Raw genomic sequence first — 23,301 nt, forward strand, 5'->3', positions numbered from 1 at the left:
AAATGATACAATCAATGACTGGCTTCGGTAAGGTTACAGCCGAATTACCTTCAAAAAAAGTAACCGTTGAGATAAAGGCATTAAACAGTAAACAATCAGACATCTCAACACGTATGCCTTCCGTTTATAAAGAAATGGAAATGCAAATCCGTAGTCAGTTACTGAAAGAACTGGAACGTGGAAAAATTGAATTCAATATCCAGGTAGAACATATCGGAAAAGAAGCAGCTACTCAAATCAATGCCACCATCTTTGAAGGTTATTATAACCAGGTCAACGAGATGGCCAACAAGCTACAGCTACCGCTTCCGGCAGACTGGTTCACCTTGTTGCTGCGTATGCCGGAAGTTTTAAAATCCGAAATTGCAGAAGTAGACGAAAGCGAATGGAACCTTATCCAGCAGTCCATCAACAATGCCATCAAGCAACTGAAAGATTTCCGAATACAGGAAGGTGCCATGCTTCAGCAGTTATTCACCGAAAAGATTGAAAAGATATCAAGCTTATTAAGCGAACTGGAAGTATATGAAGGCGAACGTATCGAAAAGATCAAAGCCCGCATCACGGACAACCTGGAAAAAGTAGCTTTGACAGACTATGACAAAAACCGCTTTGAACAGGAAATGATCTACTACATAGAAAAGCTGGATGTAAACGAAGAAAAAAGCCGCTTACTTAATCACCTGAAATACTTCATCAGCACAATGGCTGACGGACAGGGACAAGGTAAAAAGCTAGGTTTTATTGCTCAGGAAATCGGTAGAGAAATCAATACACTGGGGTCCAAAAGCAATCACGCCGAAATGCAACAAATCGTTGTTCGTATGAAGGACGAATTAGAACAAATAAAGGAACAAGTACTTAACGTTTTATAATCAATCAAAGTGGCCGGAAAGTTAATCATATTCTCTGCTCCCTCAGGTTCGGGAAAGTCTACTATTATTAACTATTTATTGAAGCAGGATTTGCGGATATGCTTTTCCATATCGGCAACCAGCCGTCCTCCGCGAGGGGAAGAACAGCATGGTGTGGAATATTACTTCCTCTCTCCCGAAGAATTTCGTATACGAATAGAAAAAGGAGATTTCCTGGAGTACGAAGAGGTGTATACCGACCGTTTTTACGGCACACTGAAAAGCGAGGTAGAACGCATACTGGAACAGGGCGACAATGTCGTTTTCGACGTAGACGTTGTGGGTGGCTGCAACATTAAAGAATACTACGGAGACCAAGCTCTTTCCATATTTATACAGCCCCCCAGCATAGACGAACTACGCAAACGGCTGGAGGGAAGAGGCACCGATAGTCCCGAAACAATTGAAAACCGGATCAACAAAGCGGAATACGAAATGACCTTCGCTCCCCGCTTTGACAAAATAGTAATTAACGACGACCTGTCTGAAGCACAGGAAGAAACCTGCCGGATTGTTAAACAGTTTCTCGAGGCATGAAAAAAACGGGTATATTCTCCGGCTCGTTCAACCCCATTCACATCGGGCATCTGGCCTTAGCCAACTGGCTATGTGAGTTTGAAGAACTAGACGAAGTATGGTTCCTGGTTACCCCCTTAAACCCGTTAAAAGAAAAAAACATACTGATAGACAACCAACTTCGGTATGAAATGGTGCAAAAGGCCATTGCCGGCTATCCGAAGTTTAAAGTCAGCGACTTTGAGTTTACCCTGCCTCAGCCCTCATATACCGTCCACACGCTGGCAGAACTGAAGAAAGCATATCCCGAACATGATTTCCACTTCATTATGGGAGCAGATAACTGGGTAAAAATCAATCAGTGGAAAGATTATGAAACAATCCTGAAGAATTACCCAATACTCATCTATCCCCGGCTGGGATACGAGGTTACTATCCCTGATGAATACCCCCGTATTCGCATGGTAAATGCTCCGATAATGGAGATCTCCTCTTCGTTTATCAGGCAGGCGTTCCGTGAAGGAAAAGATATCCGCTTCTTCCTCCCCGAAAGTATTCGCAACAACCTCTCTGAATTTTAATACTTTTTCGTACTTTTGTCCTCTCGTAAAAAGAAGATAAAGAGAGCAAAAGATGTATAAAGATTTATTCAAATGGGTAATTGCCATTATTACTCAACCAGGAAAAGCGCTGAAAGAACTGGCTGATAAGGAAGAAAAGAATGACGAATACCTCACACAGTTTGTCTATCCCCTGATCGGGCTTGTTACTGCTGCAGCTTTTATCGGAATACTTTTTACTCAAAAGGAATTCAGTATAGAGTTGGCTTTAAAGTCGTCCATTAAGGCTTTGGTGTCTTATTTCGGAGGATTTTATCTGGCTTCATACTTTCTGAATGAGTTGTGGAGTAGTTTCTTTAAACAGGAAAAAGACCTGAAGCTTTGCCAACGTTTCGTTGGATATTCTTCGGCTATGATGTATGCTCTTAACATTATATTGATGCTATTGCCGACATCCGACTTTTTCTTTTTACGTATCTTTGTTTTATATACCGTATATATCGTTTGGGAAGGAGCCGTTCCCTATATGAAAGTAACAGAAAACATACGGCTCAAATTCGTACTCACGGCTTCGGCACTGATTATTTTATTACCGGAAATTATCGGGCTCTTGTTATTCATGCTGATGCCGGGATTACGGGTATAACAGAACGTAGCAACAACTGACAATGAAAGAGAAGATTTCAAATAATATACAGATCAAGAACAAGCGGGCAACCTTTGATTACGCTTTGCTCGAAACCTTTACGGCAGGTATTGTACTAACCGGAACGGAAATAAAATCCATCCGGCTGGGGAAAGCCAGCTTGGTAGACACCTACTGCCTTGTAGAAAGAGGCGAATTGTGGGTAAAGAATATGTATGTTGCCGAATACTTTTACGGCACCTACAACAATCACTCAGCCCGTAGAGACCGCAAACTGCTACTCAACCGGAAAGAACTGAAGAAAATAGAAGCAGAGTCTAAGAACAGTGGCTTCACTATCATTCCGGTACGGCTGTTTATCAACGAGAAAGGCTTGGCTAAAATAGTAATCGCCATTGCTAAAGGTAAGAAAGAATATGACAAACGCGACTCATTAAAAGAGCGTGACGATAAACGCGAAATGGATCGTGCATTCAAGCGCTAATTATGAATCAGGTAATCAAGCGTGTATGGGATTGTATCAAACGTGCCTTACCCAAAGCCGGAAAGACATGCCTTTGGTTGCTGAAGATCATTCTACCGATCTCCCTCTTCGTTCGATTGCTTCAATATTCGGGGGTATTAAGTACCCTGTCTGTATTTTTAGAGCCTGTTTTTTCCAGAATAGGCCTGCCCGGTGAAACGGCTATTGTATTTATCACCAGTATATTTTCTCCTTTATATGCACCCATAGCCTTGATTACATCTATGTCGTTAAGCGTGCGGGAAGCTACTATTCTGTCCTTGATGTGCCTTATTTCTCATAACTTACCGGTAGAATCGTCCGTTCAGTCCAAGACCGGAGCCGGCTTCTGGGAAATGAGTATCCTTCGCTTGATTATGAGTTTTGTAATCGCTTTTATCCTGAACAAAGTAATGGCCTTGGACGGATGGGGTACGCTTGGGGTGAGCGTTAGTGCAGAGGTTTGTAATAGCTTATGGGATGTGTTTGTCCTTTGGTTTACAAGCTCTATGAAGGTTATTATCACCATTTTGCTGGTGGTTACAGCCTTGATGATACTGCATTACATTCTCGACGAATTTAAACTGATGCGGGGGCTCTCTACTATATTCGCTCCTTTGATGCGTGTATTCGGACTTCCCAGAGATACAGCCTTTCTGTGGTTGGTAGGGAATGTAGTAGGTTTAGCCTATGGAGGCGCTATCATGGTGGAACAGGTAGAGCAAAAGAAACTGACCTATAAAGACGGGAATCTGTTAAACTATCATCTGGCAATGAGCCACTCCTTGCTGGAAGACTCTCTTATATTTATAGCCATTGGTATTCCGGCCTTATGGATTATCTTTACACGGCTGATCTTTGCTATTATCGTTGTATGGCTCAAACGGGCATACAACTTCTATTACGTAAGAAAAATAAAAGTATCTCATGAAAGATAAATTGCAGCAACTGCTGAAAGAAAAGATATTAATACTGGATGGTGGTATGGGTACCATGATCCAGCGACATAAACTATCCGAACAAGACTATAGGGGAACGCGCTTTGCCGACTTCCCCAACGACCTGAAAGGAAACAACGACCTATTGAACATCACCCAGCCGGATATCATTGCCGGTATACATCGTCAATACTTAGATGCCGGGGCTGACATCTTCGCCACGAATACCTTCAATGCGAATGCCATATCGATGGAAGATTACGGTATGCAAACCCTCAGCCGGGAGATAAACCTGGCAGCCGGACAGCTATCACGCAAGGTGGCCGATACCTTCATGGCAGAGCATCCCGACAGGATTATTTTTGTAGCAGGCTCGGTAGGCCCAACGAACAAAACGGCTTCTATGAGTCCCGATGTCAGCGATCCTGCCTACCGGACTGTTACCTATAAAGACCTGTATATTGCCTACAAAGAACAGATAGAAGCCTTGATCGAAGGAGGCGTAGATATCATCCTTGTTGAAACGGTGTTCGACACCCTGAATGCCAAAGCAGCCTTGGAAGCTGCCGAGACAGCCATCAGGGAACAAGGCAAAGAGCTTCCGATCATGCTGTCCGTAACACTTTCCGCTCAGGGCGGACGGACGTTCTCGGGACAAACACTAACTGCTTTTTTGGCCTCCGTCCAGCATGTGAACCTTGTCAGCATCGGGCTGAACTGCTCGTTTGGCGCGGCTGATATGAAACCGTATCTGCAAGAGCTGGCACAATCGGCTCCTTATTATATAAGTGCTTATCCCAATGCCGGACTACCCAATAGTTTCGGCTTGTATGATGAAACACCGGAAACGATGGCTCAGCATATTAAATCCTTCATAGATGAAGGACTTGTCAATATACTGGGCGGCTGCTGCGGCACAACGCCTGAGCATATCGCACAATATCCGGCACTCATCAAGGGTGCAAAGCCTCATCAACCGGTAGCCGCCCCTCAAACACTCTGGCTGTCCGGACTGGAACTGCTGGAAATAAAACCGGAGAATAATTTTGTCAATATAGGCGAGCGCTGCAATGTGGCCGGTTCACGTAAATTCCTGCGACTCATAAAAGAAGGGAACTACGAAGAAGCCCTCTCCATCGCCCGCAAACAAGTAGACGACGGAGCACAGGTCATCGATATAAACATGGACGACGGAATGCTGGATGCCGTAAAGGAAATGACTACTTTCCTGAACCTCATCGCTTCCGAACCGGACATTGCCCGTGTACCTGTGATGATTGATTCCTCAAAATGGAACGTCATCGAACAGGCCTTGATGTGTACGCAGGGGAAAAGTATTGTAAACTCTATCAGCCTGAAAGAAGGAGAAGAAACATTCCTCAGACAAGCTTCGCGGATCAAGCAGTTAGGCGCGGCGGTAGTGGTGATGGCCTTCGACGAAAAAGGACAGGCCGACATCTTTGAACGCAAAACGGCTGTCTGCGAACGGGCGTACAAGCTGTTGATAGACAAGGTAGGTTTTAACCCTCAGGATATTATTTTCGACCCGAATGTATTGGCGATTGCTACGGGCATGGAAGAGCACAACCGTTACGGACTGGACTTCATTCAGGCCGTTGAATGGATCAAGCAACATCTGCCCGGAGCCAAAGTCAGCGGCGGGGTGAGCAACCTTTCCTTCTCCTTCCGGGGCAATAACTACGTGCGGGAAGCCATGCACGCCGTATTCCTGTATCATGCCATCGGCAAGGGTATGGATATGGGCATTGTCAACCCCTCTTCTTCTATCCTTTACGAAGATATTGAACCCAGCTTCCGCACCTTGTTGGAAGATGTAATCCTATACCGCAGACCCGGAGCGGCTGAAGAACTGATCGCTTACGCACAGAACCTGCAAAAGGAAGTTGTTGAAACAACCGATAGCGGACAAGAAGTCTGGCGAACCTCCTCTTTGCAAGAGCGTCTGGAATATGCACTGCAAAAGGGCATCGGCGACTTTCTGGAAACCGATCTGGCAGAAGCGCTCCGCGACTATCCGCGAGCCGTAGACATTATCGACGGCCCGTTGATGAGCGGTATGAACAAAGTAGGCGAGCTGTTCGGGGCAGGCAAGATGTTTTTGCCCCAGGTGGTAAAGACAGCCCGCACCATGAAAAAAGCCGTAGCCATCCTTCAACCCGCCATTGAAGCTGAAAAGACGGAAGCGGGCTCTACAAAAGCCGGAACAGTCGTTTTCGCTACTGTAAAAGGCGACGTGCATGATATCGGCAAGAATATTGTATCCATTGTCTTGTCTTGCAACAATTACGATGTGATAGACCTGGGCGTGATGGTTCCGGCTGATGTCATTATAAAAAAGGCGATAGAAGTAAAGCCGGATCTAATCTGCCTGTCCGGGCTTATTACACCTTCGCTGGACGAGATGGTACATGTAACCGACGAATTAGAGAAAGCCGGGCTTACCATTCCCGTGATGATAGGCGGGGCTACCACCTCTAAGCTGCATACGGCCGTTAAGATTGCACCCAATCATAGTTTTCCGATTATTCATGTATTGGATGCTTCTCAAAACCCGCTCATTGCCGCCAAATTGCTCCACCCCGAGACCCGTCAGACCTATCTCGACGAGTTAAACAAAGAATATGAAAGCCTGCGTGCTTCCATGAAAGAAAAGAAAGAAGAGCTGGTGTCTCTGGAAGAAGCCCGGAAACATCCCGTCCGCATAGATTGGAAGAGTTATCATCCGGTAAAACCGGCTCAATCAGGTGTACAGGTCATTCCTTACATCTCCATTGAAGAGATACGCCCTTATATCCATTGGAACTTCTTCTTTGCCGCCTGGAAACTGAGCGGACGCTTTGCCGGGATTGCAGGAATAGACGGTTGCGATGTCTGCCGTGCCAACTGGCTGGCTGATTTCCCCGAAGAAGACAGAGCCAAGGCTGCCGAAGCCATGCAGCTATACAAAGATGCCAACAGGCTATTAAATAAGCTGGAAGAAATGAAAGCGGAATACTGCAAAGCCATCTATTGCTTCCTGCCTGCCAATAGCGACCAGGATAATATCGTACTCGAAAACGGCACCTTACTCCCGATGCTACGTCAGCAAAGCAAGAATAAAGACAACATCTACAAATCTCTTGCCGACTATCTGTTACCCCTTTCCGAAGGGCGGACAGACTACATCGGTGCCTTTGTAGTTTCTGCCGGAGTGGGCGCGGATTATCTACGCCAGAAGTTCGAGGCGGAAGGCGACACCTATTCGTCTATGCTGCTGCAAACGCTGACAGACAGGATGGCCGAAGCCACAGCCGAGTATTTACATCAAAAAGTCCGCAGGGAGTTCTGGGGATATGCTCCGGACGAGTCTCTGAGTATATCCGACCTGTTCCGGGTGAAATACCAGGGCATACGCCCCGCCATAGGCTACCCTTCCCTTCCCGACCAGTTGTTAAACGTAGCCTTAGACGAACTACTTTCGTTTTCCCAAATCGGTGTCAGCCTGACTGAAAACGGCGCCATGCACCCCACGGCATCCGTTAGCGGGCTCTACTTTGCCCATCTGGAATCCGCCTATTTCATGATCGGCACGATAGACGATGAACAAGTAGCCGATTATGCACAGCGGAGAAAAGTAGACAAAGAAGACATTCTACGTTTCCTGAATAAAAATATCCGTCCCTGACAGGTCTTCACCGGTTCCTTTTGGTTCCTCAAAAAATGGATTTTATAGCTTTTGAGAGGAACGAGGAACCATTTTTTAGAAAGTTACAATATGGCTAGTAAACTAGAAAATACAACTCTAGTGCCATAAAGTGTTGTTTCATTCCTATAAGTTTGTATATTTAGGCACAAAATACGAAATACCATAATGAAACGACACCTTATTCTTCTATTTTGCATACTGGTTAGCTGGCAAATAAATGCCCAAGACATAAAATCTTACATCAATACAGCCAGTGTTCAATCCATCATTTACACAGGAAAGGAAGAACCCAAATATCCTACCTATATACTCAATCATCCCTATTGGAAAACAAGCGAATACCAGGAAGGCTCCTTGTCGTTTGACGGACAGTTCTACCCTAACGTCATGTTACGCTTAAACCAGCATTTGGAGGAGTTGGTCATTTGTTCACCCGACAAGCGCTTCAACATTCTGCTTCCGGCGAACCGGATTGATTATGCCCTTATAGGTTCCAACTACATATTCTATCTGCCGAAAGACAAAGAAATGCTACCCAAAGGGTATTATATCAGACTGCATGATGGAGAACACAAAGTAGTAAGAAGGGAAACATTCTTTCTGAATTCGGCCACAAAAGATATGGCAGTAGAGTTTTCTTTCATCGGAAAAACCAGGTTCTACATCTATAAAGACGGCGTTTACCACCAGGTAAACAATAAATCTTCTGTTCTGAAATTATTCAAATCAAAAAAGAAAGAATTAAATCAATATATCAAGCAGCAGAAACTTAATTTCCGCAAATCTCCGGAAGAAGCCATAGTAGCCGTTGCCCAGCAATACCAAATACTTACCAGATGATGAAAAAGCACCTCTTTTTAGCTTTATTGTTACTGTTACCCTTTGTTACATTTGCCCAGCAGACCGTAAATGTACAGATTGAAAACAGGCCCATTCCCGAGTTATTCGATGCCATCGAACAACAAACGACATACAAGATATTCTGTCTGCCGGAAGATACCGATTCCTTATTTATAACCGTACATGCCACCGCTGCAGAGCCTGTAGAGGTTATCCGCGAAGCTTTGCAGGGTTCAAGCCTGAAGGTTTCACAATACCGGAATCATCTGTTTATTACAGATAATGTAGAACTAATAACGGCCTTACCGGAAGACTATTTTCACGAAAAAAGAAGCGGAGATGCGTATGATACCTCCGGGCTTCTGTTGTCGCTAAGCAGACGAGACCAGAAGGCCTCCTCTGAAAGTAAAGTGTACGAGATTGGAGATCCGACACTAAGCTCCACCAGAAGAGTGAGCCTGAGAGGTACGGTTACCGACTTTAAAACCGGAGAACCCGTGGTAGGTGCTGCCTTATACATCAACGAGCCCATGATAGCCACCACCTCTGATGCCTATGGATATTATACCATTCAGTTGCCTGCCGGGCGACACGATCTGAATATTCGCGGATTGGGACTAAAAGATACACGCCGCCAAATCGTTGTCCATTCGGAAGGAAAGCTGGATATAGAACTGGAAGAAGAAATTTACGCCTTGAGAGAAGTAACAATTTCTTCGGAAAAAATAGAGAACGTAAGAAGTACCACCATGGGAGTGGAACGCCTGAAGATACGTGACATTAAAAATATCCCGACAGCCTTTGGAGAGGTAGACATCATACGCGCCGTATTGTCTCTACCGGGTGTAAAAGCCGTAGGTGAGGCTTCCAGCGGGTTCAACGTTCGCGGAGGTTCTACCGACCAGAACCTGATCTTATTCAATGACGGAACAATATACAACCCGACCCACCTGTTTGGCTTCTTCTCAGCCTTCAATCCGGATCTGGTAAAAGATATGGAGCTATATAAAAGTAGTATCCCTGCCAAATACGGCGGACGCATTTCTTCTGTATTGGACATCACAACACGCGAAGGAAACAAAAAAGAATTCAAAGGATCGGCCAGTATCGGTTTATTAACCAGCCGTCTCACGCTGGAAGGGCCTATCTTCAGCGAAAAAACTTCCTTTATCGTAGGGGGACGTACTACTTATTCGGACTGGATACTGAAACGCCTGCCGGAAAAAAGCGGCTATAAAGACGGAAGCGCCGGCTTTTATGACCTCAATGCTACGATCAACCACAAATTCAACGAATACAACAACTTGTACGTAAATGGTTATTATAGCCACGACCGCTTCAAATTTGATGCAGAAGAGCGCTATACCTACCGGAATGCGAATGCTTCCGCCAAATGGCGCCACATCTTCAACCCCAAATTAACCAGCACCATAACCGGCGGGTATGACCATTACGACTATACGACTAAAAACACCGACAACCCGGTAAACGCCTACTCCCTGGATTTTGGGATCAACCAATATTACGGGAAGGCCGACCTTACCTGGTACATCAATGATAAACATACGCTGGACTTTGGAGCCAACAGTATGTATTACGAGCTGAACCCCGGCACATATTTACCGACAAGTTCCGAATCCCTGGTAATTGAAGACCGGATGCAAAAGGAAAAAGCTATCGAATCGGCTGTCTATGTGGGAGATCGTTGGGACATCACGCCCAGTCTTTCCATCAATGCCGGTATACGCTATTCCATGTTTAACGCATTAGGCCCCAGAACGTATAATCAATATTCAAGCAATTATCTACCATCGCTGACTACTATTGTAGACACGGCAACAGCAGGCAAAGGTGTCTTTAAGACCTATCATGGGCCGGAGTTCAGGCTATCTGCCCGCTATGAATTTAAAGACGGATTCTCCATAAAGGCAGGTTATAACACCATGAGGCAAAACATACATAAGTTATCCAACACCACCATTATGTCGCCTACCGATACCTGGAAGCTGAGTGATGTAAATATCAAGCCTCAGACAGGTTCGCAGTTCGCCATTGGCTTCTACAAGAATTTTGCCAATAACACAATCGAAGCTTCTATAGAAACGTATTATAAAACGATGGACGACTACCTGGACTACCGGAACGGTGCGGAACTATTGATGAATCATCATATAGAAACCGATGTTCTGAACACGGAAGGACGGGCTTACGGAGTTGAATTCATGGTTAAAAAAACACAAGGCAAGTTGAACGGCTGGATAAGCTATACTTATTCACACACAGAGCTTCGCCAGAATGACTCTAAGATCAGTAATCCGGTAAATAAAGGAGACTGGTATCCGGCAGATTACGATAAACCTCACGATGTTAAATTTGTGGGTAATTATAAATTCACACACCGTTTCAGTTTCTCATTGAATTGTGATTACAGTACAGGGCGTCCGATTACCCTCCCGGTTTCCAAGTACAATTACGCAGGAGGAGAATTTGTCTACTTCTCAGACCGTAACAAATATAGAATACCGGACTTCTTCCGCATGGACGCTTCTTTCAACATTGAGCCGAGCCATCACCTGACCTTGCTGACGCATAGCACTATCTCGTTCGGCGTGTATAACCTCACCGGAAGAAAGAATGCTTATTCTGTATACTATGTATCCGAGAATGGCATGATGAAGGGGTATAAACTGGCTATCTTCGGTGTACCTATTCCTTTTATTTCATATAATATTAAATTCTGATATGAACACAAACTATATATTCCATACCGTACGATGTATTGCCGTTGCTGCAGCGGCCTCACTTACATTTTCGTTCTCAGGATGTATTACCGAATTTACACCGGAAGGGATAGAAGAGGTTAGCGACCTTTTAATTGTAGACGGCGCTATAACAGACAGTGTATCCACCATATTGCTAAGCCACAGCGTAGGATTATCGGAATACCTGACAGGCAACGAAGGTATCGAAAACGCCCAACTATATGTGGAAGCGGAGAACGGCAAACGCTTTGATGGAGTGCATGAAGGAAAAGGTACCTATACGATAGCGACCGGAGCCTTGGACACAAACACCCGGTATCGCCTCCGCATTTCCTTAAAGGGGAACGAGTATCAGTCGTCATTCCTGGCTCCTCTTATCACCCCGGAGATAGATAGTATCGCTCCTACAAAGAAAGGCCAAGGAGAGCCAGTCTTTATGTGTGTAAATACGCATGACCCACTCAATCAGTCGCGATACTACCGTTGGTCGTATGAAGAAAACTGGGAAATCAAAGCCGAGTTGTTTGCAAACGCAGGTTATGTAGAAAATGGTCCTCCCAATTATTTTTCTTTATCAAACTCCAACAACACCTATTATTGCTGGGGAAAAAACAGATCCAGAATTTTAATACTCGCCACTACAGAGAAGCTATCCGACAACATTGTCTATCAGAAAAGACTGGTGGAAATCCCTAGTGACAACGAGAAGTTGTCTGTTCTATACTATATTAAGGTAAAGCAAAACATACTGAGAAAAGAAGCATATGATTATTTCTCTAATTTGCAGAAAAACGTAGAACAGACCGGAAGCATCTTTTCTCCGGTACCATCCGAAATGAAGGGAAATATAGAATGTATAAACAATCCGGAACTCCCGGTTATTGGATATATCGAGGTTTCTACTACTGTGCAAAAAGATCTTTTTGTGCCTGAGAACTATGGCTTATACGAGTCTCCTTACCGTTCATGTTCGAATTTGGTGACAGATGATCCTGAATTTGCTCCTCCGGTATATGCGTATTATGAATACATGCCCCCGTCGCATGTAACATATGCACCCAGGAGATGTGTGGATTGCACCACAAGAGGAACTAAAAACAAACCGGATTTCTGGCCCAACAATCATTATTAATGCATATGAAAACAAGACATTATATCTATATACTCGCTCTATTGGTTTTATGCCTTCAACGCCTAGCTGCCGGTCATGGTGATTTCAGGGAACGTGTTTATGTGCAAACAGACAAACAGCATTATCTGGCAGGCGAGTCATTATGGCTAAAACTCTATCTGACGGATGCGACTGGCAAACCTTCTTCCTTCAGCAAGATAGGATATATAGAACTGCTGGACGAGCATTCTGCCCAAGTGCAAATAAAACTGGATATTACTAACGGAACGGCTCAGGGATGGATGGACTTACCCGCCAACCTGCCTACCGGCTATTACCGCCTGACAGCCTATACCCGCTATATGCAGAATGAAGGAGAAGAGGTGTTTTTCCAAAAACTGATAGGAATTATCAATACATTCAAAACAGATGAGACAATTCGGACAGATTCAACTTTGCAAGCTACAAGTCCGTCTGTCTTAGACAACAACCTATCTATCACAACCGAAAGGCAGACGCTCTCTTTACGTTCGCAAAGCGAATTTCGCATACAGGGTTTGCCTGATAATGTACATTCCCTGTCTGTATCCGTAGCCGGAGCTGACATGCTTCCGACCACAAACGCTATCAATATAAACCAATGGCATAACCAACTGTCCGACAAACCAAGGCTACCCCTTAAAACGGAATTTATCCCCGAATATGAAGGGCACATAGTGAAAGGCAAACTGATCAACATATCCACCGAAACGTTGGGTACAAACGAATCCGTATCCCCTCTGTTAGGCTTTACAGGTGATCAGGTAAGACTCTTTGGCGGACAAATACAGAAAGAGGATGTGCTGTTTTATACAACACATATTCAAGGGATGCACGAGTTGGCGACAGCCACCTACTCTGCTTCAAACAATCAGTACCGGGTAGATATAACCTCTCCGTTTGCCGCGCATAGTGAGAAGCAACTCCCTCTGTTAACGCTTAATCCGGCATGGGGAGAGCAACTGATGGATCGCAGCATGGGGTTACAAGTATTATACACCTATACAGCCGACTCCTTAAGCAAAACAGACACCACGTATGCTCATTTCCAGTGGAAGCCCGACCGTTCGTACCTTCTGGATGAATACACGCGCTTTACAACAATGGAAGAAGTCATTATCGAGTTCATCCCTACCCTGCGCTTCCGGAAGATCAACAACCAGCGTTTACTATCCGTCCTGAACGAAGAGCGAAGTGGCTTTACCATCGGAAACTCGCTGGTTTTGGTAGACGGAGTTCCGGTAACCGATCACGAATCCATTTTTCGCTATGACCCGTTTTTAGTCCGTAAAATAGATGTTTACAGAGGAAAGTTCGTCTTCGGAGGACAGTTTTACGACGGACTCATCTTCTTTACGACATACAACCTCAACTACCCCGGCCTGAAAGTAGGAGAAACAACACAAACATTCGACTATGAAGGCACCCAGGCACATCGTCGTTTCTACGCTCCTTCATACACAGATAGCCAGGTAAAAAACAACCGTATCCCCGACTATCGCCACACGCTCCTCTGGATGCCTGAAATACCCACTGAAGGAAAGAGCACCATCTCTGTCCCATTCAGCACCTCAGATATCCCCGGCCAATACCAAATCACAGTAGAAGGAATCACAACAGACGGAGAAATCATCAGAGGCACCTCTTTCTTCCAGGTGGAGTAATACACATTTCTTGTTCTACCTGTATTTATTTTATGTTTTTGTACCGATTTATTAATCAGTTCACAAAGGTGGACGAGACAGCTCACCTAGGTGAACCGCTGAAAAATATACGTATAAATGAATAAATAGCTATATACCAATCGATATATCTATATCTACGAACCAGGGTTGATCAAGGTTTGCAAAATAGTTTTTATGGGGCGGCGTATGAAAAGTCTTTTTTTTTATCTAAGTTTGTATATCAAACTATAGGGAATATGTCATTAAAACGGTTTGGAGTATCATTGGAAAACGAGCTACTGGAGGCATTGGATCAGTATGTGAATGATAATGGGTTTGCCAATCGTTCGCAAGCCATCCGCTTTTTGGTAGAGAAAAACGTGGCAGAGCAAAAGTGGCAATGTAATCATATCGTTGCCGGTACTATCATTGTGATATATGATCGGCAGAAAAAAGATATTGCTTCCAAAATAACAGATATCCAATATCAGTATACAGACGTTATTCTTTCTTCTTCACAATATTACATCAACATAAACTTTTGTATGCACATCGTAGCTGTAACAGGAGAAGCCCATCGGCTAACCGAACTTTCCGACCGTCTGACAACCATTAAAGGTATCAAGCACGGAAAGCTGGTGATGAGCCGGGCTGATTAATATATCTATCTAATACTACAAACATGAAAACAAACACTACCTCTTCTTCCGGAAAAAAGCCTTTAGTACCCAGGGAATTCCTTTTACCTTTTATCTTAATTACGTCATTATTCTTTGCTTGGGGATTGGCTAATAATATGACAGATACCTTATTGGCTGCCTTTAAGAAGATCATGAGCATGACGGACTTCCAGACATCCTGGATACAAATTGCCTTTTATTTTGCTTACTTCTGCCTGGCACTTCCGGCTGCTATTTTAATTAAAAAAACAACTTATAAGACCGGAGTTGTGGTAGGGCTGATTATGTTTATCACAGGGGCTTTGCTGTTTTACCCTTGCAGCAAGACGATGGTTTACAGTCATTTTCTGATATCCCTCTACATTTTAGCCGGTGGCTTATCCGTTTTGGAGACAACAGCCAACCCTTATATTATCCTGATGGGGCCGGAAGAAACAGCTACCCGACGGCTTAATCTGGCTCAGTCGTTCAATCCGATCGGATCGGTAACCGGTGTTATCCTGAGTAAGTTCTTCATTTTATCCGGATTAGCCACTCATACGGCAGCAGAACGGGCGCAGATGAGCGCAGAAGAACTGAACAACATTCAGTCCGGTGAATTAAATGCTGTTATGGGACCGTATGTTGGAGTTGCCTTTGTACTAATAATCATCCTATTATTAATCGTTTTCACCCGGATGCCCAAAGCTTCGGACGACGACTCTTCCCTGCATCTTGCAGCTACATTAAAACGTTTATTATCCAACAAAAAATATGTTTCAGGAGTTCTTGCTCAATTCTTCTATGTAGGAGCTCAAATCACCGTTTGGTCGTTCACCATCCGCTATGCCATGAGAGAGTTGTCTGTCAATGAAGAAACAGCTTCTAATTTCTACATACTATCGTTGATCGTATTTATTGGCGCCCGCTTTATCTTTACAGCTCTGATGAAGTACTTCCGCCCGATCCGCCTATTACTGTTTGCGGCTATTATGGCGGCTGTTTGCTGCGCTTTGGCCATTGGGCTGAGCGGCTATGCCGGAGTGATCAGCTTGGTGATGGTTTCCTTCTTTATGTCTTTAATGTTCCCCACTATCTACGGATTAACAATAACAGGTTTGGGGGAAGATACTAAGATTGGAGGTTCCGGACAGATTATGGCTATTCTGGGAGGAGCTGTTATCACCGCTATACAAGGCGTTGTATCCGATGCTTCCGGCAGCATCAGCACCTCCTACATTGTACCGCTGGCCTGTTTTCTGCTGGTTGTACTATATAGTATCTATATGGAGAAAAAACACATCTAATAATATAAAATAAATCTGCCATGAAACATTCATTTCCCAAAATCGGTATTCGTCCGGTCATTGACGGGCGTCGGCGCGGCGTACGCGAATCTTTAGAAGATATGACGATGGGGCTGGCAAAACGCGTTGCCCAGTTGTATAGCGAAACACTTCGCTACCCCGATGGATCGGCTGTTGAGTGCGTTATAGCCGACACCTGTATAGGTGGTGTAAAAGAAGCAGCCAATTGCGCAGAGAAGTTTGAAAAAGCAGGCGTAGGTGTCTCGCTTTCTGTAACCCCCTGCTGGTGCTACGGTTCGGAAACAATAGATATGAACCCTCACATACCCAAAGCAATATGGGGATTCAACGGAACAGAGCGACCCGGAGCTGTTTACCTGGCAGCCGCTTTAGCAGCCCATACACAAAAAGGGCTCCCAGCCTTTGGCATTTATGGACGCGACGTACAGGATGTGAGCGACCCATCCATTCCTGAGGATGTAAAGGAGAAACTACTCCGCTTTGCCAAAGCCGGGCTGGCTGTAGCCTTGATGCGTGGCAAATCCTATCTGGCCATCGGTACGGTTTCGATGGGCATCGCCGGTTCAATCGTAAATGCCGACCTGCTGCAAGAGTATCTGGGAATGCGTGCCGAATATGTGGATAGTGCGGAAATCATCCGTCGCGTTCAGCAGAACATCTACAGCCAGGAAGAATACGAAAAAGCCCTGGCTTGGACAAAGAAACACTGCATGCCGAAAGAAGGAGAAGACTTCAACTCGGAAACCTATAAAAAGTCTCGCGAACAGAAAGATAAAGACTGGGAGTTTGTCGTTAAAATGACTCTCATTATCAAAGACCTGATGATAGGAAATAGCCAGTTAAAAGAAATGGGCTTTGAAGAAGAATCTATGGGTCATAATGCCATAGCCAGTGGTTTCCAAGGCCAAAGGCAATGGACGGACTTCATGCCTAACGGAGATTTTTCTGAAGCGATCCTAAACTCCTCTTTCGACTGGAACGGCATACGTGAACCATTTGTTGTAGCAACAGAAAACGACCATCTGAATGGCCTGTCGATGCTATTCGGTAAGCTATTGACCAACACTTCACAAATATTTGCAGACGTACGAACCTATTGGAGCCCGGAAGCCATTGAACGCGTAAGCGGATGGAAACCAGACGGAATGCTTGCCAACGGTGCTATCCACCTGATCAACTCCGGTGCCTGCACATTAGATGGTACCGGCCAGCAAACAAAAGACGGCCAACCGGTTATCAAGCCATTCTGGGAGATAAAAGAAGAGGAAGTAGACAACATGTTGAATGCAACCACCTGGTATCCCGCTTCACTGGAATACTTCCGGGGAGGAGGCTATTCTTCTCATTTCCTTACAAAAGCCGGCATGCCTATTACGATGAGCCGCCTGAATATGGTGAAAGGATTAGGCCCCGTACTTCAGATAGCTGAAGGCTGGACCGCTACATTCCCCGAACATGTATTTGAGGTGATAAACAAGCGTACAGACAAGACATGGCCTTCTACATTCTTTGTGCCGAGAACCACCGGAACAGGACGTTTCAAAGATGTATATTCTGTTATGAATTATTGGGGAGCCAATCATGGAGCCATTAGTTACGGGCACATTGGCGCCGACCTGATCTCCCTAGCATCTATTCTATCCATTCCGGTTTGCATGCACAATGTAGATGAAGCTGATATTTTCCGCCCATCCGCTTGGAATGCTTTCGGAGCCGACCTTGAAGGAGCCGACTACAGGGCATGTGCTGCCTATGGTCCGCCATATAAATAAGAAAATAAAAAAAAGGCCACCTCAACACAGAGACAGCCTTCCCCTACGAATTCAAATACATTCGTTATTCAATGATGATTACTCTTAAAAAGGTTAAATGTAGAAATGCCATTATCAATAATATACTTATATAATAGCTAATACCGTGCCAAAAAATAAAACGTAAAGGAAAATAGACTTAATCAGCTATCTATCAGCTATAAATAAAAAATGCAGAAAAATTATCTCTGCATTTTTTATTTGTGTTTTAGTGTGGAATCCCACCCCAGTTGGGGAATTTTTCCACAATTCACATCCTCAGCTGATCAGATTTTCAACCTGGATTGCGATGTCTGAAGACTCTTTAATCACACTTTTAATTGTTTGTTCCCATTTTTTCTTGGGCAGGCGATTGGCCTCTAATTCCTTGAGTTTGTCAACAAGCGTATTTACTTCCATCATCTTCAATAAAGGAATCATTTTATGAGCAACCTTGGCCGCCTGTACCATATCTTTTTTGCTTAAGGCTTCTTCAAGCAAGGAGATATTCTTTTTTGTTTCTTCGGAGAAGGTTTTCAAAATATCTTTGGAAGCCTCTTTATCTTCCTCGGCAAAAGACAATAAGGAGGATATATTTATCGGGTTAAGCTGAACAGATAATATCTCATTTAGCAACTGGATCAGTTCATTTGCCGTAAAAGGTTTATTCAGGAATCCGGTAAAACCTACTTCTCTGTAATGCTCCTTTGTTTCTGCTACACTGGCTGAAAGAGCTACCACCGGGATGGTATCAGCACCCGGCAGAGCAGAATTGCGGATTTTCTCCAATAAACCGTATCCATCCAGTCCCGGCATCTGGATATCCGTCAGTATAATATCGAAAGAAGCTGTAGCAAGTAAATCCAATACCATATGCGGATTGGTAACAGCTATCACATTCACCTGATTTCGCTTCAACAACTCTTCCGTCAGTTTTATTTGCGCCGTATCATCATCTACCAGCAAACAGTTTATTTTCCGGTCGGAAAGCAGCTTTACATCCTCCACTGCCTGTTTTGCTGATACTACTGCCTCGTCTGATAAAGGCAAGGGAAGTATCACCGTAAACTCGGAACCTTTGCCCAGAGTGCTGTTCAACGAAAGATTTCCTTTCATTAAAGAAACCAGTTTTCCGGTTATCGACAATCCCAAACCAAAACCTTCTGCTTTTTCTGCTCCGGCCAAACGGGTGAACTCTTCAAATATCTTCTTCTGCTCCGCTTCGGCTATTCCGGGCCCTTCGTCTTTAACCATCACGCGCAAAAGGGCTTGCTGAGGGGTATCAGGAATAACAGAAACACTCATCAATACATTTCCTTTGGGAGTAAACTTGATGGCATTGGAAAGTAAATTGCCAATTACCTGCCGGATACGTACCGTATCCCCCATATATGCTTGTGAATCGTTTTTATCCTCCAAGGCCATATTGAACTTCAGGTTCTTTGCCTGAGCCAAAGGCTTAAATCCGGTATAGATCTCGTTGAACAAAGCCGGGACGTGGAATGGCTTCGGGTGTATATCCATCTGTCCGGATTCCAATCGATGGAAATCAAGCAAATCATTCACCAACGACAGAATATGACTGGCCGAAACATTCATATTATCCAGATACTCTTTTTGCCCTTCTTTCGATTCTTTATTTTTCAACAAGTCTATATATCCTATAATAGATGAAAGCGGGGCACGTATATCATGGGTGATGGTAAGCATCATCCTTTCTCTACTCACCAACAGATCTTGTGCATACTTGTTGGCTTCTTCCAACTGCCTCCGGTAATAACGGCTTTTAGAGATATCGCGAATCGTTAAAAAGAGGAATAGCAAGATAAAGAAAATCGCTATTACAGCAATGATAGCCAAATGCTTAGAAGCCTGATGAATCATATCCTGCTTTGTTTGCTCTTCCGCATACGAATTGAGCACCTCTTCTTCTTCTATGGCTACAAGTACACGATTAACCTCGTTGGCTATAACACTATTATCTCTTCGTAACTCATTCGTTCTGTCTGTCAATAGTTTTGTCAAGTTCGCACGCTCTAATGCGATATCACGCTGCACCCGGAGCAATACAGTTGTTATCTCCTCCGAAGGGTCATAATCAAAGGCTAAAGAATCAATCATCACATGATTGGTGGTATTTACATGGATAGCAGTATCAGCCTTTATAGGTACAAAGGCCTCTGCCAAACGTTTGAAAAAGCCTTTCTTCTCACGCTGTACAAGTACTGTATCCTTTTTATTTTCTTCCCGTTGCTGGATTTCGATCTGCTTCTTCAGCTCTCGCGAGATAGATAGTTCTTTTGCGATACTTTTTTCATAAATGCCTTGCATCTCGCGCATAGTTGTTAGCATCAGCCGGGTATTTTCACGCTTTCTGCCTAGCAGGATATCAATCGTGTCTATCTTCCCCCAGTTGGTCGAGTCTACAGATATACGCAAGGTTTCCATCTGACGGGTCACCTTATCCATTGTTGCGTTAAACAACTCGTACTCTTCATCGGCATTTGCCGAAAACTGAGTATAGGTTTCACCCTCATAAAGCAAAGACAAAACATTAGCTATCAGGTACACTTTCTCCCTGGCATCATTATCCAGGTTTTTTTCTCCGGCTATTTTCGATACCAGGTTAAAGATATATAGTACAGCACAAGCAGCTATAATTATCAAAGAGACATAGCCTAGCACAACTATCCTGGTCAGATGTTCTTTTTTTCCGGTCATTGGTGAATATTAATTAATAATGGCAATATATATAAAAACACTTTCTACTTACAAAAAACGCAAATTTAAACAAAAAATTTACTTCCTTTTAACTTTTGCCCAATATTCATTGATAGATGCTTTCACTTCTTTATGAAGCAGTAAGATACCGATCAGGTTGGGCAATGTCATTAAAGCAATAGTCACACCCGAGAACGCCCATACAATCGTAGTATCGGTAAAGGAAGCCAGAAAATAAGTGGCGACATATATAATATGGAACAAACGCACATATTTACTCCCCCACAAATACGTTACAGCCCTGTCGCCATAGTACGACCAGGCCACAGTAGTAGTAAAAGCAAACAGCAATAGCGATAAGGGGATAATGTATTTTCCCCAATCACCTAAAAAGCCCTTTTTAAAGGCTTCAGTCGAGAGCGGTGCTGAGTGAGTAAGGGATTTTCCGGTAATAAAGAACTGGCTACCGACTCCGGAAGAAAGGTCGATCCGTCCGTTCCTGACAAGGATCTCTCCGGTATAAAACTCGTCATTGTTTCTCACCTTCACTTCCTCGGCAAAAGAACGTGCATGGATCAAAGTAACCGTATTTCCGTCTAACAGTCCATCCCTTACAGACAAACTGCCCGAATAAAGAGGTATATTCTTCTTTCCCTGTATAAAATCGGATACAGCAGCTTGCTGAACGGGATCGCTCTCTTGATAAACACCGGACAGTACAATCAGGTCGGCTTGCTGAAACTGATTCTCTGTTTTTTCAACCCAGGCACCCGAAGAAAGGATAACCAAACCAGTTAGCAAACATATGATAATCGTATCGATAAATGGCTCAAGCAAGGCAACCATACCTTCGGATACCGGCTCTTCGGTTCTGGCTGCAGCATGCGCTATCGGCGCCGAGCCCTGTCCGGCTTCATTGGAAAACAATCCTCTGTTTACCCCTCTGTTGAAAGCCAGCACTACCGTAGCCCCCAGAAAACCTCCCATAGCAGCCGTCCCGCTAAACACATTGGAAAATATAGAAATAAAAGAAGGTATAATATGCTGATAATTATAAGCCAATACGCTTATTGCCCCCAACACATAGACGACAGCCATAAAAGGAACCAGCCTTTCAGACACTTTAGCGATGCGCTTGATCCCACCAATAACAATTAAGGCCAGAAGAAAGGCCAGAACTGCTCCCGTAGCATAATGTTTGATCCCGAAAGTAGCAAACATGGCATTGGATATACTGTTGATTTGCGGCAGGCTACCGGTGCCAAAGGATGAAAAAATAGTAGCGACGGCAAATATAGCTGCCAGCCAACGCATATTCAGGCGATTTTTCATATAATACATCGGACCTCCGGAGATAGTTCCGTCCTCCGTTTGCTCCCTGTATTTATGAGATAGTGTTACCTCTACCAACTTGGTTGTCATCCCCGCAAAAGCAGTCATCAGCATCCAGAACAAAGCCGATGGCCCACCCAGATGAATAGCCAATGCCACACCCGCAATATTACCGGTTCCTACCGTACCGGACAAGGCCGTAGAAAGCGCCTGAAAGTGTGAGGTATCGCCTATGTGATGTTCTTTGTCATACTTTCCGCTAAGAACACGTATAGCATGGCGAAAAAAGCGAATCTGCGGAAATTTAAGATAAAACGTAAAGAAAAAACCTGTCCCCAACAACAGAAAAACAAACCACTGAGAACCACCAAAATAAGAGTCTATTAACGAAAGGATATCATTTAATTGCTGCATTATATTGTAGTTTTTCATTTATATAAGATATTGCAATATAGCAATTTATTTAGAAAAAGAATCGCGCCACATATGTCAAACGATCGAAACACATATGTAGAACGATCAAAACACATATGTAGTTTGATCACTCCACATATGTGGCGCGATTCTTTTTTCAGCATCAGAACAATGAATGTAAACACAAAATATATTACTTTTGTATGCAGTACGTAAATAGTGTGAATTTGAATACAAGAGTAAAATTAAGAGTTCAGGGATTAACAAACAGCCAGATACAATCCGGAGCCTATGCTCTGATTCTGGCAGAGGAAGCAGGACAGCGCCGCATCCCGATTATCGTTGGAACAGCTGAAGCACAATCTATTGCTATTGCACTGGAGCACATTACGCCTCCGCGTCCGTTGACTCACGATTTGTTTTCCGCATTCTTCAAATCGTTCTCCATCCGCTTGCAGGAGGTATTTATTTATAAATTTGAAGAAGGGGTATTTTATTCTGAGTTGCTTTTCAATGATGGTATACATCAGGTGAAGCTCGATTCACGTACTTCAGACGCCATAGCTATTGCACTTCGCGTACAATGCAACATTTATACCACAGAAGCGATTATGCAGGAATGTAGCGTTATGCTGGAAGACACCTCACTTTTTGACGACAGGGAGGATGAAGACGAATCAGCTTATGCTCTGGAGCCCGAAGAAATGAAAGACGAAAACCAATTCCGAAAATGGCTCACCCTACTGGACGACGAGGAACTTAAAAGCAAACTGGAAGAAGCCATAGCCAATGAAAATTACGAATATGCCAAAATATACAAAGACGAACTACATCGTCGGGAAAACAAAGGAGAATAACA

17 protein-coding genes are annotated in these 23,301 nt (G+C 44.1%); 15 read left to right on the forward strand and 2 right to left on the reverse strand.

The window, feature by feature from the left end; all coding sequences use genetic code 11:
• The first annotated feature begins 2 nt into the window (after positions 1 to 2).
• The 14 genes from M2470_RS11020 (at position 3) to M2470_RS11085 (ending at position 17,957) form a co-directional block, all read left to right on the forward strand.
• Complete coding sequence (locus M2470_RS11020) at positions 3 to 875, forward strand: YicC/YloC family endoribonuclease (protein WP_280745048.1); 873 nt, start codon at positions 3 to 5, stop codon at positions 873 to 875.
• 9 nt (positions 876 to 884) lie between these two features.
• A complete protein-coding gene (gene gmk, locus M2470_RS11025) occupies positions 885 to 1,451 on the forward strand; it encodes a guanylate kinase (RefSeq protein ID WP_280745049.1) in 567 nt (188 codons plus the stop codon).
• Complete coding sequence (gene nadD, locus M2470_RS11030; protein WP_280745050.1) at positions 1,448 to 2,011, forward strand: nicotinate (nicotinamide) nucleotide adenylyltransferase; 564 nt, start codon at positions 1,448 to 1,450, stop codon at positions 2,009 to 2,011. The genes gmk and nadD overlap by 4 nt, the downstream gene beginning before the upstream one ends.
• A gap of 52 nt (positions 2,012 to 2,063) precedes the next feature.
• Positions 2,064 to 2,636, forward strand: coding sequence for a YIP1 family protein (locus M2470_RS11035; RefSeq protein ID WP_280745051.1), 573 nt, complete (start codon positions 2,064 to 2,066; stop codon positions 2,634 to 2,636).
• A gap of 22 nt (positions 2,637 to 2,658) precedes the next feature.
• On the forward strand, positions 2,659 to 3,120 hold the full coding sequence (smpB, locus tag M2470_RS11040) for an SsrA-binding protein SmpB (RefSeq protein WP_280745052.1): 462 nt from the start codon (positions 2,659 to 2,661) through the stop codon (positions 3,118 to 3,120).
• Positions 3,121 to 3,122: 2 nt separating this feature from the next.
• Entirely contained in the window at positions 3,123 to 4,076 is a 954-nt protein-coding gene (locus M2470_RS11045) for a nucleoside recognition domain-containing protein (RefSeq protein WP_280745053.1), read from the forward strand.
• Entirely contained in the window at positions 4,066 to 7,761 is a 3,696-nt protein-coding gene (gene metH, locus M2470_RS11050) for a methionine synthase (RefSeq protein ID WP_280745054.1), read from the forward strand. Before M2470_RS11045 ends, metH begins: the two co-directional genes overlap by 11 nt.
• A 186-nt stretch (positions 7,762 to 7,947) precedes the next feature.
• Positions 7,948 to 8,622, forward strand: a complete 675-nt coding sequence (locus M2470_RS11055; protein ID WP_280745055.1) for a hypothetical protein — start codon at positions 7,948 to 7,950, stop codon at positions 8,620 to 8,622.
• Entirely contained in the window at positions 8,622 to 11,363 is a 2,742-nt protein-coding gene (locus tag M2470_RS11060; protein ID WP_280745105.1) for a TonB-dependent receptor, read from the forward strand. The genes M2470_RS11055 and M2470_RS11060 overlap by 1 nt, the downstream gene beginning before the upstream one ends.
• A gap of 1 nt (position 11,364) precedes the next feature.
• Complete coding sequence (locus M2470_RS11065) at positions 11,365 to 12,516, forward strand: DUF4249 domain-containing protein (protein ID WP_280745056.1); 1,152 nt, start codon at positions 11,365 to 11,367, stop codon at positions 12,514 to 12,516.
• Positions 12,517 to 12,521: 5 nt separating this feature from the next.
• Positions 12,522 to 14,198, forward strand: coding sequence for a hypothetical protein (locus M2470_RS11070; RefSeq protein ID WP_280745057.1), 1,677 nt, complete (start codon positions 12,522 to 12,524; stop codon positions 14,196 to 14,198).
• 257 nt (positions 14,199 to 14,455) lie between these two features.
• Positions 14,456 to 14,857: a nickel-responsive transcriptional regulator NikR gene (gene nikR, locus M2470_RS11075; protein ID WP_280745058.1), complete on the forward strand. Its 402-nt coding sequence runs from the start codon at positions 14,456 to 14,458 to the stop codon at positions 14,855 to 14,857.
• A gap of 23 nt (positions 14,858 to 14,880) precedes the next feature.
• Positions 14,881 to 16,164: an L-fucose:H+ symporter permease gene (gene fucP / locus M2470_RS11080; protein WP_280745059.1), complete on the forward strand. Its 1,284-nt coding sequence runs from the start codon at positions 14,881 to 14,883 to the stop codon at positions 16,162 to 16,164.
• Positions 16,165 to 16,184: 20 nt separating this feature from the next.
• Positions 16,185 to 17,957, forward strand: a complete 1,773-nt coding sequence (locus tag M2470_RS11085) for an L-fucose isomerase (protein ID WP_280745060.1) — start codon at positions 16,185 to 16,187, stop codon at positions 17,955 to 17,957.
• A 297-nt stretch (positions 17,958 to 18,254) separates the two neighbouring features.
• On the opposite strand, the gene M2470_RS11090 is transcribed toward M2470_RS11085, so the two are convergent.
• A complete protein-coding gene (locus M2470_RS11090) occupies positions 18,255 to 20,696 on the reverse strand; it encodes an ATP-binding protein (protein WP_280745061.1) in 2,442 nt (813 codons plus the stop codon).
• 78 nt (positions 20,697 to 20,774) lie between these two features.
• On the reverse strand, positions 20,775 to 22,460 hold the full coding sequence (locus M2470_RS11095; protein WP_280745062.1) for a sodium:alanine symporter family protein: 1,686 nt from the start codon (positions 22,458 to 22,460) through the stop codon (positions 20,775 to 20,777).
• A 209-nt stretch (positions 22,461 to 22,669) separates the two neighbouring features.
• Here M2470_RS11095 and M2470_RS11100 point away from each other — a divergent pair, with 209 nt between their 5' ends.
• Positions 22,670 to 23,299, forward strand: coding sequence for a bifunctional nuclease family protein (locus M2470_RS11100; protein WP_280745063.1), 630 nt, complete (start codon positions 22,670 to 22,672; stop codon positions 23,297 to 23,299).
• The last annotated feature ends 2 nt before the right edge of the window (positions 23,300 to 23,301 follow it).

The sequence above is a fragment of the Parabacteroides sp. PH5-46 genome, assembly GCF_029892785.1.
GTDB lineage: Bacteria > Bacteroidota > Bacteroidia > Bacteroidales > Tannerellaceae > DFXE01.

Bases quoted from the DNA above. Each gene is read 5' to 3' on its own strand.
- M2470_RS11020 (WP_280745048.1), top strand. From the start codon at position 3: ATGATACAATCAATGACTGGCTTCGGTAAGGTTACAGCCGAATTACCT.
- nadD (WP_280745050.1), top strand. From the start codon at position 1,448: ATGAAAAAAACGGGTATATTCTCCGGCTCGTTCAACCCCATTCACATC.
- M2470_RS11035 (WP_280745051.1), top strand. From the start codon at position 2,064: ATGTATAAAGATTTATTCAAATGGGTAATTGCCATTATTACTCAACCA.
- smpB (WP_280745052.1), top strand. From the start codon at position 2,659: ATGAAAGAGAAGATTTCAAATAATATACAGATCAAGAACAAGCGGGCA.
- M2470_RS11045 (WP_280745053.1), top strand. From the start codon at position 3,123: ATGAATCAGGTAATCAAGCGTGTATGGGATTGTATCAAACGTGCCTTA.
- metH (WP_280745054.1), top strand. From the start codon at position 4,066: ATGAAAGATAAATTGCAGCAACTGCTGAAAGAAAAGATATTAATACTG.
- M2470_RS11055 (WP_280745055.1), top strand. From the start codon at position 7,948: ATGAAACGACACCTTATTCTTCTATTTTGCATACTGGTTAGCTGGCAA.
- M2470_RS11060 (WP_280745105.1), top strand. From the start codon at position 8,622: ATGAAAAAGCACCTCTTTTTAGCTTTATTGTTACTGTTACCCTTTGTT.
- M2470_RS11065 (WP_280745056.1), top strand. From the start codon at position 11,365: ATGAACACAAACTATATATTCCATACCGTACGATGTATTGCCGTTGCT.
- M2470_RS11070 (WP_280745057.1), top strand. From the start codon at position 12,522: ATGAAAACAAGACATTATATCTATATACTCGCTCTATTGGTTTTATGC.
- nikR (WP_280745058.1), top strand. From the start codon at position 14,456: ATGTCATTAAAACGGTTTGGAGTATCATTGGAAAACGAGCTACTGGAG.
- fucP (WP_280745059.1), top strand. From the start codon at position 14,881: ATGAAAACAAACACTACCTCTTCTTCCGGAAAAAAGCCTTTAGTACCC.
- M2470_RS11085 (WP_280745060.1), top strand. From the start codon at position 16,185: ATGAAACATTCATTTCCCAAAATCGGTATTCGTCCGGTCATTGACGGG.
- M2470_RS11090 (WP_280745061.1), bottom strand. From the start codon at position 20,696: ATGACCGGAAAAAAAGAACATCTGACCAGGATAGTTGTGCTAGGCTAT.
- M2470_RS11095 (WP_280745062.1), bottom strand. From the start codon at position 22,460: ATGAAAAACTACAATATAATGCAGCAATTAAATGATATCCTTTCGTTA.